Genomic DNA, 17089 nt, shown 5'->3' with positions numbered 1-17089 from the left:
ATCCGCTTGAGTTTCTTTAGAACGAGAGACTTCGTCGCCAGCAGCGCCGCCGCCCTCGTTCAGTGAGTGGGCTTATAATCCCACCCCCTTTTCTAAGTCAACAGCCCTTTTCGAAAAAAATCATTTTTCTTTCAAGTCATTGTTTTTTCAGAAGAAGTTTCTTTGGAGCCTGTCAGTGCGATCATTTCGCGGATTCTGAGCTGTCTCCACCGAGCCGGAGAAGTGAACATTCGTCGACTTTTCGTGGAAAGAGCGCCGTTTCGTCTCTCGCGCCCCGACATGATCACAATCTACTGGTCTTTACGGACACATGATTCACACAGGCAAAATGCAGATAGGCTGCCTTTCCAGTGCACGATTTGACTTCGGTGCCCAAAATATGCACATCTTTCGCCCCAGCCAGGATGGCCGAGACATGCTTCCAGCGACGTCAAATGTAAGGACGCGGATCCGACTGCCATGATGACGGAGAAAATGATGATCCGCTCGTTGGGCAACGAGCCTCCGCTTCTGGCTGACGGCAGGCGTGCGCCTGACAAGCGAGAAGTGTCCCTGCGCTGGCTCTCGGGCACGTTCCTCACCGGCATCACCTCCTCTGTCCTGATGGGCGTCGCCCTTTTTGCCGCGCTTGATGGCCGCCAGCAGCTTGCGATTCCTGCCGAGGCCTATGCGAGTGCCGTCGCAGAGGGGCATGTGGACACGAGCGTCGTCCGTGGCGGTCGGCTGATCGCGCCCGCCATCGCCGCAAAACCTTCGGACCGGGCGATCATGGAAGTATCGACCGTTGTCCACGACGGCGAGAAGGAGGTCGTGCGCCGCCAGCCCTTCGCGCATGTGAAGATGACGCTGGCCGCCAACCATGTTGCGACCGAGGACTACCCCGATTTCGATCCCCTGGCGATATTTTCCGCCGATGAACCGCAGCCCGCCCCGCAGAGCCGCACCGGCGCACTCTATGGCTCCGACGTTGAATCCGAAGTCAGTCTGAAAACCGTTCCCTTCCCGACCGCTAAGACCAGTATGAAAATGGCCTCCGGCCTGTCGCTTGAGGAGGTCGAGGAAAACGTCCGCTCCAACGGCTCCGTGCTCACCGACGGCAATACGCAGCTTGCGGCCCTCTATTACGTCGATCCGCGTCGTTTCTCCAACGAGGAAACCGATGTCGATTTGACCGCGGGCCTGTCCGCCCGCGTGCTCGAGCAGAACATGACGGTCTCTGCGCCGGAATCGATCACGCCGCAGACCGAAGAATTCGCCGACGACATCCTTCCGGTTCGCGCGGATACATCGATCGCCAAGGCGCTTACGGATTCAGGCTATCCACAGCAATATGCCGATGGCATTGCCAATTATATCTCGCAGCAACTCGGCGCCAGCGATCTCGAAAAGGGCGACGTGCTGCGCATCGGCATTATCCAGAAGGGCGAACAGGCAAAGATCATCCGCGCCAGCGTCTACCGCGGCACCCGCCATCTGGTCACCGTGGCCCTGGACGACAAGGGCAAGTATGTGCCGGGCAGCGAGCCGCCGATGCTGGATGCGATCGCCACGGCCTTCGATGACAATACATTCGCTCCGCCGCCTGGACAGAACCTGCCGCGCGTCTATGACGGAATCTATCGTGCCGCCCTTTCCTACGGCATGACCAAGGATATGACCGCGCTGATCATCAAGTTGCTCGCAAGCAACGTCGATTTCCAGGCGCAGCTGAGACCGACCGATAAGCTGGAGGCTTTCTTCTCCGTCGCCGACAGCAGCGGCCAGGCGACCGAGGATTCCGAACTGCTCTACGTCAATGCTCGTTTTGGCGATACGCAAACGCGCATCTATCGCTTCCAGGATCCCGATGACGGGACGGTCGATTACTTCGACGAGAACGGCAAGAGCATTCGCCAGTTCCTGTTGCGCAACCCGGTTCCGAACGGCATTTTCAAATCGGGCTTCGGCATGCGCCGCCACCCGATCCTCGGTTTCGCCCGAATGCATACAGGCGTCGATTGGGCCGCGCCACGTGGCACCGCGATCATCGCCGCCGGCAATGGCACAGTCGAAAAAGCCGGTTGGGATTCCGGCGGATACGGCAATCAGACGATCATCCGCCATGCCAATGGCTACGAATCCTCCTACAATCACCAGAGCGCCATCGCCAAAGGCGTCGTTCCCGGCGCGAAAATACGTCAGGGCCAGGTGATCGGCTGGGTCGGCACCACGGGTGAATCAACCGGCCCGCACCTGCATTACGAGCTGATCGTCAACGGCACCAAGGTCGATCCGTTGCGCATCCGCCTTCCGGGCGGGAAGTCGCTGCAGGGCGAGGCGCTGGCGAAATTCGAAGACGAGCGAAAGCGTATCGATACGCTGCTGAACAACCCGACGCCGGATCAGGTGGCGAGCAAGTAATCTCTAAACGAAATGGCGGCCGAAGCCGCCATTTCTCATTCCGAAGCAAACTAAATTAAGCCGCAGCGCTGACCGTCTGCCGCGTGCTGAACTGCAGCCGGTCCGAGCCGTTCGTCACCTTGACAGTCGATCCGTCCGGCACCTGGCCCGACAGGATCTGCTCGGCCAACGGGTCCTGCACGAACTTCTGGATAACCCGCTTCAGCGGCCTTGCGCCGTAAATCGGATCGTAACCCTTGTTCGCCAGCCAGTGACGAGCGTCCTCATCAAGGTCGATGACGATCTTGCGTTCGGACAGCAATGCCACCAGCCGCTTCAGCTGAATGTCGACGATCGCACCCATCTCCTCGCGTTTCAGGCGGTGGAAGAGAATGATCTCATCGATGCGGTTCAGGAATTCCGGCCGGAAATGCCCACGCACGACATCCATCACCTGCTCGCGAACCGTATCGCTATCGTCGCCGTCCCGGAGCTGCGTCAGATATTCGGCTCCGAGGTTCGAGGTCATGATGATCATCGTATTGCGGAAATCGACTGTCCGGCCCTGGCCGTCTGTCAGCCGTCCGTCGTCAAGCACCTGCAGCAGGATGTTGAAGACGTCGGGATGTGCCTTCTCGATCTCGTCGAACAGCACGACCTGATACGGCCGTCGGCGTACGGCTTCCGTCAGCGCTCCGCCTTCGTCATAGCCGACGTAGCCGGGAGGTGCACCGATCAGTCGGGCGACGGAGTGTTTCTCCATGTATTCCGACATGTCCATGCGCACCATCGCCGTTTCGTCATCGAAGAGGAAGCGGGCGAGCGCCTTGGTGAGCTCCGTCTTGCCGACGCCGGTCGGGCCGAGGAAGATGAACGAGCCGATAGGCCGGTTCGGATCTTGCAGGCCGGCGCGGGCGCGGCGGACGGCGCGCGACACGGCCTGAACCGCATCGCCCTGGCCGATCACCGATTTTGCCAGCTCGTCTTCCATCCGAAGCAGCTTGTCACGTTCGCCTTCCAGCATCTTGTCGACCGGGATGCCGGTCCAGCGGGAAACGACATGGGCGATATTGTCGGGGCTGACGACCTCCTGCACCATCGCGCCGCGCTCGCCGTCCTGCTTCTCGGCTTCGACCAGTTGCTTTTCGAGATCCGGAATGACGCCGTAGGTCAGTTCGCCGGCGCGCTGGAACTCGCCCTTGCGCTGGGCGATCGCCAGTTCGTTGCGGGCATCGTCGAGCTGCTTCTTGAGATCGGCGGCAAGGCCGAGCTTCTGCTTTTCCGCCTGCCAGCGGGCCGTAAGCGCATCGGCCTCCTCTTCAAGCGCGGTGAGTTCGGTCTCAAGCCGCTTCAGCCGGTCGGCGGAAGCAACGTCGGTTTCCTTCTTCAGCGCCTCGCGCTCGATCTTCATCTGAATGATCCGGCGGTCGAGTTCATCGAGTTCTTCCGGCTTAGAATCCACCTGCATGCGCAGTCGCGCCGCTGCCTCATCCATCAGATCGATCGCCTTGTCGGGCAAAAAGCGATCCGTGATATAGCGGTGGGACAGCGTCGCGGCGGCGACCAGCGCCGCATCGGCGATGCGCACCTTGTGATGTTGCTCGTATTTCTCCTTGAGTCCGCGCAGAATCGAGATCGTGTCTTCGACCGTCGGTTCGTCGACGACGACGGGCTGGAAGCGGCGCGCAAGCGCCGGATCCTTCTCGACATGTTTGCGATACTCGTCGAGCGTTGTCGCGCCGACGCAATGCAGCTCGCCGCGGGCAAGGGCGGGCTTCAGAAGGTTCGAGGCATCCATCGCCCCGTCCGCTTTGCCGGCACCGACCAGCGTGTGCATTTCGTCGATGAACAGGATGATCTCGCCGTTTTCCGCCTGCACTTCATTGAGCACGGCCTTCAGCCGCTCTTCGAATTCGCCGCGGTATTTCGCGCCGGCAATCAGCGCGCCCATGTCGAGCGCCATCAGCTTCTTGTCCTTGAGCGATTCCGGCACGTCACCGTTGACGATGCGCAGAGCCAGACCTTCGACGATCGCGGTCTTTCCGACGCCCGGCTCGCCGATCAGCACCGGATTGTTCTTGGTGCGGCGCGACAGGACCTGGATGGTGCGGCGGATCTCATCGTCACGGCCGATCACCGGATCGAGCTTGCCCTCGCGGGCTTCGCCAGTGAGGTCGCGCGCGAACTTCTTGAGCGAATCGAAGCCCTGCTCGGCACTGGCCGAGTCCGCCGTCCGGCCCTTGCGGATATCGTTGATGACTTGGTTGAGGCCTTGGGCCGTCACCCCTGCATTCTTCAGCGTCGAATAGGTCGAAGCCGAGGATTCGATCGCCAGCGCCTGCAGCAGACGTTCGACCGTGACGAAACTGTCACCGGCTTTCTTGGCCGCCTCTTCCGCGGTCGAAAGCACCTTGGCGAGCGGCTGCGCTAAGTAGATGTTGCCGTTGCCGCCTGATATCTTCGGCAACTTGGCAAGAGCCGCGTCATTGGCGAGGCGAGCAGCCTTGACATCGCCGCCAGCACGCTCGATCAGCGACGCCGCCATGCCCTCATCGTCGTCGAGCAGAACTTTGAGCACGTGTTCGGGTGAAAATTGCTGATGCCCCTGCGCCAGCGCATAGGTCTGGGCCGACTGGATGAAACCGCGCACCCGCTCGGAATATTTCTCGATATTCATATTCTACCTCCATTGATCGCCCTGCCCTTACGAGGCGCAGACCGATGATTGAGATCGACCCCCTTAAAAGGCAGGTCGCGCTTGGCCCGTCTGGGATTTGGGCGAAGCAGTCGAAGAGAATATGGTACGCTGTTCCGGGAGTTTAAAGAGCCCATAAGACGAAAATCCCCGGTACGAAGTCCGGGGATTTTCAAGGAAATTCGAACAGATGGCATAAGTACCCGGCTCTCCCCGAAAGGAACGGCCAGATCCCTTATTCCGATGCGGCGTCCGCCAGAACCGGTGCCTCGGCGGAAGCACCCTCGCCTTCGGGGGCTGCATCGCCGTCTGCGCCGCGACGCGGGCGACGGGGACGATTGCCGGGGCTACGACGACGGGGCTGGCGTTCGCGTGACTGGCCGGCAGAGCCTTCCTCGTCCATGGCGACCTCGGCGGGAATGCCTTCGATCTCCGGCTGTGGGCCGGTTCCGTCGATGATTTCGGGCTGGGGTGCCGGGGCAGGCGCCGCAGCTGGTGCCGGCGCCGGCTTTGTCTGCGCCTGCGGCTGATGCTGTCTGCTCTGCGGCGGCTGGACGACGACGACATCGTCGCCGTCATTGTCGCTGACATCGATGTCGTCGCTGTCGCGATCCGTCGCGTCGCGGTCATTGTAGTCACTGCGATCGTCGCGCTGGAACCGCTCCTGCATCTGCGCCTGAGCGCTGGCGATGATCCGATTGTAATGTTCGGCGTGCTGAAGATAATTCTCGGCTATCACACGGTCGCCGGAGCTCTGGGCATCACGGGCAAGCTGCGCATATTTCTCGGCGATATGCTGTGCAGTACCGCGAATCTTCACATCGGGGCCGGAGCTGTCATAGGTCCGGGTCAGCGGGTTGCCGCCCTTGCGGTTGAAATTGTTGTTATTGTTATTTCCGCCGCCGCCATTGTTATTGTTGTTACCACGCCCTCGACCGCGCTTGTTTTGCTGTCCTGGCCTCATAGATCGTTCACCTGAATTCTCTGTTTGTGATGGATACATGGCACCAACCGCCATGACCGGAAAACCGGGTCAGGACCTTTGTGCCGCGAGCATACTGCGCCTTTGCGCCGACCTGCCGCTTGGTTCTCAAGTCAGTTTGACTGATTCACGCGTTGGGTCGTGTTCAACCGTTGAAACTCTCGTTTAAAAGAGCGGACCCCCGAGGCAAACCAAGTACCGAACGAATCTCGTTCATTCCTATCTGCCCAACACGTGTCCGCAACCTATATTGCTTCCCTGGGAAATCCAAGCCTTTTCTTCGCAATAGCAATAATGTCCCGCCCAATGCCGCAATTATCGCCTTTTACGCGAGCGCGAAAACGAGCGCCCTGTCGTTCTGACCATAATCTTTCACGGATTTGAGGCACCTGAAGCCTTCCGCTTCGAAGATCGCCGTCACATCGTTTCGCTGATCGTAGCCGATTTCCAGTCCCACGACCCCTTCGGGCCTCATGAACCTTGCCGCATCCTTGGCTATGGCTTTGTAAGCGTCAAGCCCATCCGGGCCGCCATCCAGCGCTGCAACCGGATCAAATTTCGTCACTTCAGGAGCGAGATCGTGAATGACATTGGAGGCAATATAGGGCGGATTTGAGACAATCGCGTGAAACGAGCCCTGGATGTTCTCGAACCATCTCGACTGCACGGCCTGAAAGCGATCCTGCAACCCGTTTCTTTCTGCGTTTGACTTTGCCGTCCGAAGTGCATCCGACGATATGTCGCTGCCGATACCTGACGCCTCGGGACATTCGCTCAAAAGCGCAAGACATATCGCCCCAGTCCCGGTTCCGATATCAAGAATATGGAGATGGCGTTGCGCCATTGCAAGGTCCTTCAGATAAGGAAGCACCGTATCGACCAGGATTTCCGTATCCGGACGCGGCTCCAGAGTTTCCGCCGACAAGCCAAGCGGCAGGCCATAAAATTCCCGCTCGCCCAGAATACGATGCACCGGCTCATGGCCGAGCCGGCGTTCCACCGCCTTGAAAATCACATCAATCTGCTCAGGTGAAAGCCTCTCGGCCGACCGCGTCAACAGCTCCGTCGACGACAGTTTCAAAAGACCTGCGACAAGCAGCCGCGCATCGGTCGCCGGATCGACAATGCCCGCCTCTGTGAAACGACGGCGCGCTTCGGCAAGCGTATCGGCGACCGTAGCGCTCACTGCTGTTCGCCGAGCTGCGCCAGCTGGCTTGCCTGGTAGTCGGCCATCAGCGCATCGACGACCTCCTCGATCTCTCCTTCCATCATCCGGTCGAGCTTGTAAAGCGTCAGATTGATGCGATGGTCCGTGACGCGCCCCTGAGGGAAATTGTAGGTACGAATGCGTTCGGAACGATCACCGGAACCGACCTGGCTCTTGCGATCGGCCGAGCGCTCGCTGTCGGCGCGCTGCCGCTCGGCGTCGTAAAGCCTGGAGCGCAGCACCTGCATCGCCTTGGCGCGGTTCTGATGCTGCGATTTTTCCGAGCTGGTGACGACGATGCCGGTCGGCAGGTGGGTGATGCGCACTGCCGAGTCCGTGGTATTGACGTGCTGGCCGCCGGCTCCCGAAGAGCGCATGGTGTCGATGCGGATGTCCTCCGGCCGAATCTCGATGTCGATCTCCTCGGCCTCCGGCAGCACCGCCACCGTTGCGGCCGACGTGTGAATGCGCCCGCCCGCCTCAGTCTCCGGCACGCGCTGCACGCGGTGCACGCCAGATTCGAATTTCAGCTTAGCGAAGACGCCCCTTCCGGTGATCGTCGCAATGATTTCCTTATAGCCGCCGGCTTCGCCCTCGCTTGCCGAGAGCACTTCGACTTTCCAGCCCTTCTCGGAGGCGAAACGCTCGTACATGCGAAAGAGATCACCGGCGAAAAGTGCTGCTTCCGAGCCGCCGGTGCCGGCGCGGATTTCGAGGATTGCGCTTTTCTCGTCGGCCGCATCTTTCGGCAGAAGCAGAATTTGCATCTCCTGCTCCAGCGCCTCGATCCGCTCCTTCACCTCGGGCAGTTCGAGTTCGGCGAGGTCTCGCATCTCACGATCGACCGATTTGTCCTCGAGCAGCGTTTCGAGATCGGCAAGCTCGGCGACAGCCTTTTCATAGGCGCGGATCTTCGTCACGACAGGCTGCAGCTCGGAATATTCGGATGCAAGCTTCACATAAACATCGGCGGCTGGACCGGCCGACATGCGCGCTTCGATCTCGCCGAAACGGCGTTCCAGCTCGCGCATCTTTTCAACGGGAAGCTTCGCCACCCTGCACTCCGATTCTTCTTATATTTCTCTAAAGGGGAATATTGTGGCTCTCGGCGAAGCGGGCAAGCACCTCGCGCATCGGCACCGTGCTACGATGATCGTCCAGCACTTCGTCCATCACCTTCGCCAATGCCCCGACATCAAGCCCGAGCAGCATTGCCTTTACCGGACCAATCGAGGCCGGCGACATCGAGATCGAGCGAAAGCCGACGCCAAGCAGCGCCATTGCCGAAAGTGGCTTGCCGGCAAGCTCCCCGCAAAGCGTCACGGGCGTCTTGTTCCGATCCGCCCCACGCACGATATCCCGGAGGATCCGCAGGAAAGGCTTGCCGAGTGGGTCGAAGCGATCCGACACCCGCGCATTGCCGCGATCGACCGCCATAGAAAACTGGAAGAGGTCGTTGGAACCGACCGAGACGAAATCGACCGCCTCCATCAGTTCGTCAAGCTGCCAGAGCAGCGCGGGTACCTCCAGCATCGCTCCGAATTGCAGCTTGCGCGGCAGCCCATGCCCGAAGCGCGATAGATGCTGCACTTCCTTCTGCAGGAGCTCGCGCACCGTCTTCAACTCGGAAACCTCGGTCACCATCGGCACCATCAGCTTCAGCTCGGTGCCGGCCGATGCCTTCAGCAGGGCGCGCAGCTGGGTGCGCAACAATCCCGGCCGGTCGAGCGACAGCCGGATCGCGCGCCAGCCGAGCGCGGGATTTTCTTCCTCATGGCCTCGGAAATAAGGCACCACCTTGTCGCCGCCGATATCGAGCGTGCGGAAGGTGACCACGCGGCCTGCCGCCTGTTTGATCACATTACGGTAGAACTGCTCCTGCTCTTCCGCCTTCGGCATGGTCGAAGCGATCATGAACTGCAGCTCGGTGCGGAAGAGACCGATACCCTCCGCACCCGATTCCGAAAGCTGCGGCAGGTCGACCAGCAGGCCGGCATTCATCATCAGCGAAATCCGCTGGCCGTCCTTGGTGACCGGCTCGATGGCACGCAGCGCCCGGAACTGCTCCTGCCGCCTCGCGCGGAAGCGCACCTTTTCTTCGTAGGAGCGCCGGTGATCGGCCATCGGGCGAAGATGCACATGCCCTTCGTCGGCGTCGATGATCACGGCATCGCCATTCTCGGCGAGCGCCACAACGCCCGCCGCCTGGCCGATGACGGGAATGCCCATGGCGCGGGCGACGATCACCACATGGCTTGTCACCGCCCCTTCTTCCAGCACCAGTCCGCGCACATTGGCGCGGGGATAATCGAGCAGCTCGGCCGCCCCCATGGCCCGCGCCAGGATAATCGCGTCATTGGGAAAACCTTCGGCGGTCGTGCGCCCGGTATAACCCGTCAACTGCCTGAGCAATCGGTTCGCCAGATCCTCGAAATCATGCATGCGTTCGCGCAGATAAGGGTCGGTCAACCGCATCATCCGCGCCTTGGTGTCGCTCTGCACCTTTTCGACCGCCGCTTCGGCCGTCAGGCCGTTGCGGATCGCCTCCTCGAGCTTGCGCACCCAGCCCTGGTCATGCGCGAACATCCGATAGGTTTCGAGCACCTCGCGATGCTCGCCCTCCATCGACACGTCACGGCGCGACAGCATGTCGTCAATCGAGATCCTCAGCGACCCCATGGCCTCCGCCAGCCGCCGGATCTCCTTCTCCGTATCCTCGTTCAGCAGGTTGGTGACGACGATGCGCGGCTCGTGCAAGACGACATAGCCGAGGCCGATGCCGTCATTATAGGTGTCGCCGTCGATCGTCACCGAGCGTGTCAGATCGAGTTCGAGGCCGGGCTTGGTGATCTTCTTGAGCTCGCCGGTGGCGATCATCTCGGCAAGCACCATCGCCGTCGTTTCGAGCGCTTCCACTTCCTCGTCGCGATAGTTGCGGCTCGCCTTGTTCTGCACGACGAGAACGCCAAGCGAGCGCCCGGTCCTGAGGATCGGCACACCGAGGAAGGAATGGTAGATTTCTTCGCCCGTCTCCGGCAGGTAACGGAAGGCCGGATGCGACTGCGCGTCGGAAAGGTTCAGCGGCTGCGCCGAGGCCGCAATCGTGCCGACCAGGCCCTGTCCCATCTTCAGCTGCGCCAGGTGCACCGCCTCTCGGTTGAGGCCTTCGGTCGCGTAGAGTTCGAGCACGCCGTCGGCGCGCAGCACGTAGACGGAGCAGACTTCCGCCACCATGTTGCTGGCAATCTGGCGGACGATCCGGTCAAGACGATCCTGCGGCTCCAGCGGCTCTGCCATCAACTCGCGCAGCCGCCTGAGCAGCACGCGCGGACCGCCGGAAAGGTCTCTCATGGCGTCTCAAGCTCCCGAAACAACGCACTCAGTCCCGGCAGGCCGGCCCTCGTCTACTCAACCTGAAGGGGCAGGCCGCCCACTGGGAATCAATTCTTATCCAGACCGTAGCAGGAATGCAAAGTTCTGACAGCGAGTTCTGCATAGGGACCGTCGATCAGGATGGAAATCTTGATCTCGGAGGTGGTGATCGCCTTGATGTTGATGCCTTTTTCGGCAAGTGCACGAAACGCGGTGGCAGCAACACCCGCATGGCTGCGCATGCCGATTCCGATGACCGAGACTTTCACCAGCCCCGATTCGTTCTGCACGACATCGTAACCGATCTTCTCCTTATGGTCGCCGAGCACCTTGATCGCCTTCTCGACGTCGCCTGACGGCACGGTGAAGGTCATGTCGGTCTTCGATCCGTCCTCGGAGATATTCTGGACGATCATGTCGACATTGATATGGGATTCGGCAAGCGGCCCGAAGATCGCGGCGGAGACGCCCGGCCGGTCAGCAAGACGGCGAAGCGAGATCTGAGCCTCATCCTTGGCATAGGCGATGCCGGTGACTACTTCCTGTTCCACGATTTCATCCTCGTCACAAATCAGCGTTCCGGGCGGGTTCAACAGATCGCCCATGCCCGGAGCATCGGGATCTTCGAAAGACGATCGCACAAAGGTACGCACCTTGTGCACCATGGCAAGCTCGACCGAGCGCACCTGCAGCACCTTGGCGCCGAGCGAGGCCATTTCGAGCATTTCCTCGAAGGCGATCTTCTTCAGCCTGCGCGCCTGCGGCACGATACGCGGATCGGTCGTATAGACCCCGTCCACATCGGTATAGATATCGCAGCGATCCGCTTTGACAGCCGCGGCAATGGCGACGGCCGACGTGTCCGATCCGCCGCGTCCCAGAGTGGCGATGCGGTTGTCGGGTCCCAGCCCCTGGAAGCCGGCGATGACGGCGACCTGTCCCTCGCCCATGCGTTTGATGATGTCGGAGCCGTCGATTTCCAGAATCCGGGCAGCGCCATGCGCATTGTCCGTGCGGATCGGAATCTGCCATCCCTGCCAGGACCGCGCATTGATATCCATGGCCTGCAATGCAATCGCCAACAGCCCCGAGGTCACCTGCTCGCCGGAGGCGACGACGGCATCATATTCCCGCGCATCGTAAAATGGCGAATTGGCGCCGATCACCTTCGGCGTACCCTGCACCCAGCCGACCAACTCATTGGTCTTGCCGGACATGGCCGAGACCACCACCGCGACCTCGTGGCCGGCATCGACTTCGCGTTTCACGTGGCGGGCAACGTTCTTGATGCGGTCCAGGTCAGCGACGGACGTGCCGCCGAATTTCATTACGATGCGTGCCATATGCCTCTACCACGACTGGCGCCGGACAGCGGAAACCCGACCCGGCATCACGAAAGCTCTGGGGCGAACCGCTTGGCGAAAGAGCCGGGCTTCCATTTCTGGAACCGCTCTAAAGCCCAGGCCCCTGAAGGCCCCAAGTTGCGGCGTCTCTTAGCGAGTTTGGCGGGGGGAGGCAAGCGTACACGATAAAAGCAATTGCCGGCCATTTGCACGCTCGCCCCTCCCTTATGCGCCGCCCCTTGACTTATGCCCCCGATCGTCCGACTTCACATGACATGAACGATGGAGAACACCATGACGGAAACCGCCAGAAGCACGATCGACCAGGGCGAAGTGGACCGCTTCTCGGCGATGGCGGCGGAATGGTGGAGCCCGACCGGCAAGTTCAAGCCACTGCACAAGTTCAATCCCGTTCGCCTCGCCTATATAAGAGACAAGGCCTGCGAGAATTTCGGCCGTGATCCGAAAAACGCCCGGCCGCTCGAAGGTCTGCGCGTGCTCGATATCGGCTGCGGCGGCGGCCTCCTGTCTGAGCCAGTCGCGCGCATGGGCGCCTCCGTCGTCGGCGCCGATCCTTCCGAGAAGAATATCGGCATTGCTTCGACCCACGCCAAGGCGTCCGGCGTCCCGGTGGACTATCGCGCCGTCACTGCCGAGGAGCTTGCAGATGCCGGCGAGACCTTCGATATCGTCTTGAACATGGAAGTGGTCGAACACGTCGCCGACGTCGAACTCTTCATGACGACCTGCGCGAAAATGGTCCGCCCCGGCGGCCTGATCTTCGTCGCCACTATCAACCGCACAATGAAGGCGGCGGCCCTTGCCATCTTCGCCGCCGAGAACATCTTGCGCTGGCTGCCGCGCGGGACGCATCAATATGAAAAGCTGGTGCGCCCCGAAGAATTGGAAAAGCCGCTCGCGGCAAGCGGTCTCGAGATCACCGACCGCACCGGCGTCTTCTTCAACCCGCTGTCGAACCAGTGGAATCTGTCCCGAGATATGGATGTGAACTATATGTTGCTGGCGAAGCGGCCGGCATAATCAATAAGCCGGCTACACTTCGGCGGATGCTCGCGCCAAGAAGGGTGCACTGACTGCATCTTAGTTTACGTCCTCCGGCAGCACTGGAATGGCGGCGATCTCAATGCCCTCTTCGACGAGCGCCTGGGCCTCGTCGACCGTCGCCTGGCCGATGATGCCGCGGGCATCCGCCTCGCCATAGTGGATCTTGCGGGCTTCCTCAGGGAACTTCGCACCGACATCCTCGGAATTGGCCTTGACGGCCGCGACCGCCTCTTTCAGCTTTTCCAGGGCCTCGCGGCGCATGGCGTCCATCGCCAGCGTCTGCCGCTCGTCCTTCTTGCGCGCGGTCGACACCGAAGGCGCCATCAGGAGCTTGGAGACGGCGGCGGAATGGCAGACCGGGCAGGTCAGGAAGCCGCTGGCGACTTGGCGGTCGAAATCGGCGCTTTCCGAAAACCAGCCTTCGAACTCATGGGCACTGTCACAGGTAAGGGAATAGCGGATCAAGCGGCGACGCCTCCTGCGACTGCCCCCGCGATCTTCTCGACCGAGAATTCCCGGCCATTCCTCAGGTTCGGGATCTTGTCACGGGCGGCCTTGACCGCGCAGGGATCGATCTCGGCGAGGATGATCGCCTCGCCGGTCGCGCCGGCGGACACCAATACCGTTCCCCAAGGATCGATAATCATCGAATTGCCAAAAGTCTCGCGTCCGTCCTCGTGGCGGCCGGCTTGCGCAGCAGCGATGACAAAGACGCCGTTCTCGATCGCGCGTGCCCTCAGCAGGATTTCCCAATGCGCCTCACCGGTCTGCCTGGTGAACGCTGCGGGAACCGTCATTACCTCGGCACCGGCGATCGCCTGCGCACGGAAGAGCGCCGGAAATCGAACGTCATAGCAAATGGCGAAGCCCATTTCTGCGAAGGGCAGCGACAGGACGCGCGCTTCCGAGCCGGCCGTATAGGCCGCACTTTCGCGCCAGCTTTCGCCATTGTCGAGATCGACGTCGAACATGTGGATCTTGTCATAACGATTGAGAATCCGCCCATCGGGACCGAACAAGAACCCGCGGTTTGCAATCTTGCCGTCGGCAAGCGCGATCGGCGTCGATCCGACATGCATGTAGATGCCAAGTTCCGCTGCAAGCGCCGAACCGGTCTTGACGATGATATCGCGCGTCTCGTCGGCAAGCACGGCGCGTGCCGCCGCCCGATCACGCTGCAACATTCCGGTCATTTCGGGCGTCTGCACATAGGTCGCGCCTTGAGCGGCAGCCTCGCGCACCAGCCGCGCCATCGCTGCGGCGTTCTTTTCCGGATCGACCCCGGAGCACATCTGGACGGCGGCGGCCTTGAAGCTCATCGGTTCGTCCTCAGGCCGCCAGCATCGGATCGAGCTTGCCGGCCCGGTCGAGCGCGAAGAGGTCGTCGCAGCCGCCGACATGTTTGGTGCCGATGAAGATCTGCGGAAATGTCGTGCGCCCGTTCGCCTTGCCGATCATCTCCTGGCGAAGATCCGGCGAATAAGTCGCGTCGTGCTCGACGTAGTCGACACCCTTCTGTTCGAGAAGGGATTTGGCGCGGCTGCAATAGCCGCAGAACTGCCGTGTATAGATCGTGACGGGTACCATGATATCTCCAGACGAATGCCGGGTATTTTCTGTCATATAGGCTCGGAGAGAGCCCTTGCAAAGGCCAAAACCGTTATCTCGGCCGCACCCGCCTTGCGCAGCGTCCGGCTGGCGGCGGCGACCGTCGCCCCGGTCGTATAGACGTCGTCGACAAGCACAATACGCTTGCCGAAAACGTCGTTCTCGCAGCCTTTGGCAATCGCGAAAGCGCCTCTGACATTGTCCTCGCGCGCCTTGGCGCCGAGGCCGACCTGCTGACTGGTGCGCTTGACGCGGATGAGCGTTGCGGCAAGCAGCGGCTTGCCCGATAGGCTCGCCATATGGCGGGCAAGTTCGGCAGCCTGGTTGAACTTACGAGCCAGCATGCGGGTGCGGTGCAACGGCACCGGGATCAGCGCATCGCAGCTTTCCACCGCGCCGTCGGAGGCGCGCAGCATCCAGCCGGCCATCATCGGCGCCAGATCGGTACGATCGCGATATTTCAAACCGTGAACGAGATCTCGGATGGCATGATCGTGCGTCGCCGCTGACCGCAACCGGTCGAAAGGCGGCGGATTGGCGATCGCCTCGGCGCTGAGGATGCCGACGCCGAGATCATGCGAGAAGGGAATGCCGAGCACTTCGCAATAGGGCCGCTCGATGAATTGGATGCCGGACCAGCATTTCGCACACAGTCCGCGATGGTCGCCGGTCGAAATGCCGCAGACGGAACAGGCGGGCGGATAGAGAAAATCGGCGAGCGCCGAAAACGGTCGCAGGAGATGCGCCCGGAGCAAATCTGTCGGCCATTCGGATTGGATCCGTTTCATAAGGTCGAGACTAGCCTGTTCTCTTCGAAAGGAAAATCGCCTTGCCGCTTCAGCGAGCCGGGACTATGGACATTCCCATGGAAACGATCTTCGACAGAGCCCTGATCGCCGCACATCGCCATCGCGCGCTTGTCAACAACGACCTGAAAGCCGCTTTCCTGCTCGACATCGCGGCCGAGGAAATGGCAGAGAGGCTTGATGTCGTCGAGCGGCGCTTCGACACCGCCGTTGAATTGCATGGCACGACCGGTGCAGCCGCCCGCGCGGCGCTGGCGACGGGCAAGATCGGCGCGATGATCCGCGTCGAGAGCGAAAGGGCCTATACGGGCCCGGGCGAAACCTTGATCGAGGCGCCGCTCGAGGAGGTGCCGCTTCCGCCGCAATCGGCCAATCTCATCCTCGCACCGCTCTGCCTGCATCTGACCAACGATACGCCCGGCGTTTTCATCCAGATTCGGCGCGCCCTCAAGCCGGACGGCCTGTTCCTGGCGGCCATTCCCGGCGCCGGCACGCTGCAGGAACTGCGTGAAGTGCTTTTGGCCGCCGAGGTCGAGACGACGGGCGGCGCAAGCCCCCGTGTCGTTCCCTTCGCCGATGTGCGCGATATCGGCAGTCTGATGCAGCGCGCCGGCTTCACCCTGCCGGTGATCGACGCAGAGAACTATACGGTCCGATATGACTCGCTCTTCCCGCTGATGCGCGATCTCAGGGCGATGGGCATGAGCAATCCGCTTGCAGCCCGCAGCCGCATGCCGCTGACGCGCGCCTTCTTCCTGCGCGCCGCAGAGATCTACGCCGAACGATATTCCGATCCCGACGGACGCATTCGCGCGACATTCTCGATCATCTATGTCTCCGGATGGGCTCCGCACGAGAGCCAACAGAAGCCGCTCCAGCCGGGCTCGGCCAAAGCACGCCTTGCCGACGCGCTGAAAGTGCACGAACACAAGCTCAAGCAGTGATCGTCCGCAGCTTCTTCAATTGACGGTGATATTGTTGCTGACCACGTTGAAGACGTTCTGCAGGCTGCCGGTGAAGATGCCGAGACCGGAGACAAGCGCCGTGCAAATGATGGCGGCGATCAGGCCGTATTCGACCGCCGTTGCGCCGATGTCATCTGCAAGAAATGCTTTCCAAAGACGCATTACCCCCACCTTCTGCGTGAACCGCCTGCAACGATCAATTCCGCAGCCACCGAGCGATGGCCGTCATTCCAAGCGTCCGGCTTCAGCAACCGGCGCCGACGCCGTAGCCTTGGACGACGCAGACTGAGCCGGGCGTGTCCTGAAGGACGCTACGACGAATGGTATAGTGCTTGCCGCTTTCGTTCTTCGGAATCGATCCGGTCGTGATCGTATCGAAATCGACCGGTGCGCTCGCAAAGACGCTTTTCTTCGAGGAATCCGCAAGCATGGGCGTCAGAATCAACGTCAACGCGACCACCGCCGTGCCGAACAGAAGGGCGATATTGAGCGCACCGGTCCTGCGCGAGGCAGACGAAGCCCGTTCCTTTTCCCGGACAGCTTTCCAGAAATCATCGTCCATGACGTCAAGCCTTTTAATACACGCACGCCAGATGCTTGATTGAGGCCGATCTTTGGCAGAAGGTGTTAAACGATCCATTAATATCCACAGCCGAAAACGCCGCGG

At 61.1% G+C, this 17089-nt stretch carries 15 protein-coding genes; 3 read left to right on the top strand and 12 right to left on the bottom strand.

Annotation, left to right across the window (positions count from 1 at the left end):
• Positions 1–459: 459 nt before the first annotated feature.
• On the top strand, positions 460–2400 hold the full coding sequence (locus CO660_RS29870; RefSeq protein ID WP_097601645.1) for a M23 family metallopeptidase: 1941 nt from the start codon (positions 460–462) through the stop codon (positions 2398–2400).
• Between the two features lie 55 nt (positions 2401–2455).
• On the opposite strand, the gene clpB is transcribed toward CO660_RS29870, so the two are convergent.
• From clpB to CO660_RS29840, 6 genes are all read right to left on the bottom strand, one after another.
• Positions 2456–5056 carry an ATP-dependent chaperone ClpB gene (gene clpB, locus CO660_RS29865; protein WP_097601644.1) on the bottom strand — a complete coding sequence of 867 codons (2601 nt, stop codon included), beginning with the start codon at positions 5054–5056 and terminating at the stop codon, positions 2456–2458.
• A gap of 253 nt (positions 5057–5309) precedes the next feature.
• Positions 5310–6038, bottom strand: coding sequence for a DUF4167 domain-containing protein (locus tag CO660_RS29860; protein ID WP_097601643.1), 729 nt, complete (start codon positions 6036–6038; stop codon positions 5310–5312).
• Positions 6039–6381: 343 nt separating this feature from the next.
• On the bottom strand, positions 6382–7242 hold the full coding sequence (gene prmC, locus CO660_RS29855) for a peptide chain release factor N(5)-glutamine methyltransferase (RefSeq protein WP_085779599.1): 861 nt from the start codon (positions 7240–7242) through the stop codon (positions 6382–6384).
• Positions 7239–8318: a peptide chain release factor 1 gene (gene prfA, locus CO660_RS29850; protein ID WP_097601642.1), complete on the bottom strand. Its 1080-nt coding sequence runs from the start codon at positions 8316–8318 to the stop codon at positions 7239–7241. The genes prmC and prfA overlap by 4 nt, the downstream gene beginning before the upstream one ends.
• A gap of 28 nt (positions 8319–8346) precedes the next feature.
• Positions 8347–10614: a phosphoenolpyruvate--protein phosphotransferase gene (gene ptsP / locus CO660_RS29845; RefSeq protein ID WP_097601641.1), complete on the bottom strand. Its 2268-nt coding sequence runs from the start codon at positions 10612–10614 to the stop codon at positions 8347–8349.
• Positions 10615–10703: 89 nt separating this feature from the next.
• Positions 10704–11978: an aspartate kinase gene (locus CO660_RS29840; protein ID WP_011426959.1), complete on the bottom strand. Its 1275-nt coding sequence runs from the start codon at positions 11976–11978 to the stop codon at positions 10704–10706.
• A 294-nt stretch (positions 11979–12272) separates the two neighbouring features.
• On the opposite strand from CO660_RS29840, the gene ubiG reads away from it, so the two are divergent.
• Positions 12273–13019 (top strand): bifunctional 2-polyprenyl-6-hydroxyphenol methylase/3-demethylubiquinol 3-O-methyltransferase UbiG, encoded by a 747-nt coding sequence (gene ubiG / locus CO660_RS29835; RefSeq protein ID WP_097601640.1) that lies wholly within the window; start codon positions 12273–12275, stop codon positions 13017–13019.
• Between the two features lie 60 nt (positions 13020–13079).
• Here ubiG and CO660_RS29830 read toward each other — a convergent pair whose 3' ends face one another.
• From CO660_RS29830 to CO660_RS29815, 4 genes are read right to left on the bottom strand one after another with little or no spacing between them, the layout of a single operon-like run.
• Complete coding sequence (locus tag CO660_RS29830) at positions 13080–13508, bottom strand: DUF1178 family protein (RefSeq protein WP_097601639.1); 429 nt, start codon at positions 13506–13508, stop codon at positions 13080–13082.
• On the bottom strand, positions 13505–14362 hold the full coding sequence (locus CO660_RS29825; protein WP_097601638.1) for a carbon-nitrogen hydrolase family protein: 858 nt from the start codon (positions 14360–14362) through the stop codon (positions 13505–13507). The genes CO660_RS29830 and CO660_RS29825 overlap by 4 nt, the downstream gene beginning before the upstream one ends.
• Before the next feature lie 10 nt (positions 14363–14372).
• Positions 14373–14630, bottom strand: a complete 258-nt coding sequence (gene grxC, locus CO660_RS29820) for a glutaredoxin 3 (RefSeq protein WP_085779605.1) — start codon at positions 14628–14630, stop codon at positions 14373–14375.
• Positions 14631–14662: 32 nt separating this feature from the next.
• Positions 14663–15439, bottom strand: coding sequence for a ComF family protein (locus CO660_RS29815; protein WP_097601637.1), 777 nt, complete (start codon positions 15437–15439; stop codon positions 14663–14665).
• A 77-nt stretch (positions 15440–15516) separates the two neighbouring features.
• Here CO660_RS29815 and CO660_RS29810 point away from each other — a divergent pair, with 77 nt between their 5' ends.
• The gene (locus tag CO660_RS29810; protein WP_097601649.1) at positions 15517–16401 is read left to right on the top strand and encodes a methyltransferase domain-containing protein; all 885 of its coding nucleotides are present in this window, start codon (positions 15517–15519) and stop codon (positions 16399–16401) included.
• A 15-nt stretch (positions 16402–16416) separates the two neighbouring features.
• On the opposite strand, the gene CO660_RS29805 is transcribed toward CO660_RS29810, so the two are convergent.
• A complete protein-coding gene (locus CO660_RS29805; protein WP_085779607.1) occupies positions 16417–16584 on the bottom strand; it encodes a Flp family type IVb pilin in 168 nt (55 codons plus the stop codon).
• Positions 16585–16666: 82 nt separating this feature from the next.
• Entirely contained in the window at positions 16667–16984 is a 318-nt protein-coding gene (locus CO660_RS29800) for a hypothetical protein (RefSeq protein WP_064697586.1), read from the bottom strand.
• Positions 16985–17089: the final 105 nt, after the last annotated feature.

The organism is Rhizobium sp. L9 (genome assembly GCF_002531885.1).
GTDB lineage: Bacteria > Pseudomonadota > Alphaproteobacteria > Rhizobiales > Rhizobiaceae > Rhizobium.
Note: the sequence above shows the minus strand (reverse complement) of the source record. Positions and strands in the feature narration are given on the sequence as shown.

Excerpts from the sequence above, each read along its gene's own strand:
- CO660_RS29870 (WP_097601645.1), top strand. The coding sequence starts at position 460 with ATGATGACGGAGAAAATGATGATCCGCTCGTTGGGCAACGAGCCTCCG.
- clpB (WP_097601644.1), bottom strand. The coding sequence starts at position 5,056 with ATGAATATCGAGAAATATTCCGAGCGGGTGCGCGGTTTCATCCAGTCG.
- CO660_RS29860 (WP_097601643.1), bottom strand. The coding sequence starts at position 6,038 with ATGAGGCCAGGACAGCAAAACAAGCGCGGTCGAGGGCGTGGTAACAAC.
- ptsP (WP_097601641.1), bottom strand. The coding sequence starts at position 10,614 with ATGAGAGACCTTTCCGGCGGTCCGCGCGTGCTGCTCAGGCGGCTGCGC.
- CO660_RS29840 (WP_011426959.1), bottom strand. The coding sequence starts at position 11,978 with ATGGCACGCATCGTAATGAAATTCGGCGGCACGTCCGTCGCTGACCTG.
- ubiG (WP_097601640.1), top strand. The coding sequence starts at position 12,273 with ATGACGGAAACCGCCAGAAGCACGATCGACCAGGGCGAAGTGGACCGC.
- CO660_RS29825 (WP_097601638.1), bottom strand. The coding sequence starts at position 14,362 with ATGAGCTTCAAGGCCGCCGCCGTCCAGATGTGCTCCGGGGTCGATCCG.
- grxC (WP_085779605.1), bottom strand. The coding sequence starts at position 14,630 with ATGGTACCCGTCACGATCTATACACGGCAGTTCTGCGGCTATTGCAGC.
- CO660_RS29815 (WP_097601637.1), bottom strand. The coding sequence starts at position 15,439 with ATGAAACGGATCCAATCCGAATGGCCGACAGATTTGCTCCGGGCGCAT.
- CO660_RS29810 (WP_097601649.1), top strand. The coding sequence starts at position 15,517 with ATGGAAACGATCTTCGACAGAGCCCTGATCGCCGCACATCGCCATCGC.
- CO660_RS29805 (WP_085779607.1), bottom strand. The coding sequence starts at position 16,584 with ATGCGTCTTTGGAAAGCATTTCTTGCAGATGACATCGGCGCAACGGCG.
- CO660_RS29800 (WP_064697586.1), bottom strand. The coding sequence starts at position 16,984 with ATGGACGATGATTTCTGGAAAGCTGTCCGGGAAAAGGAACGGGCTTCG.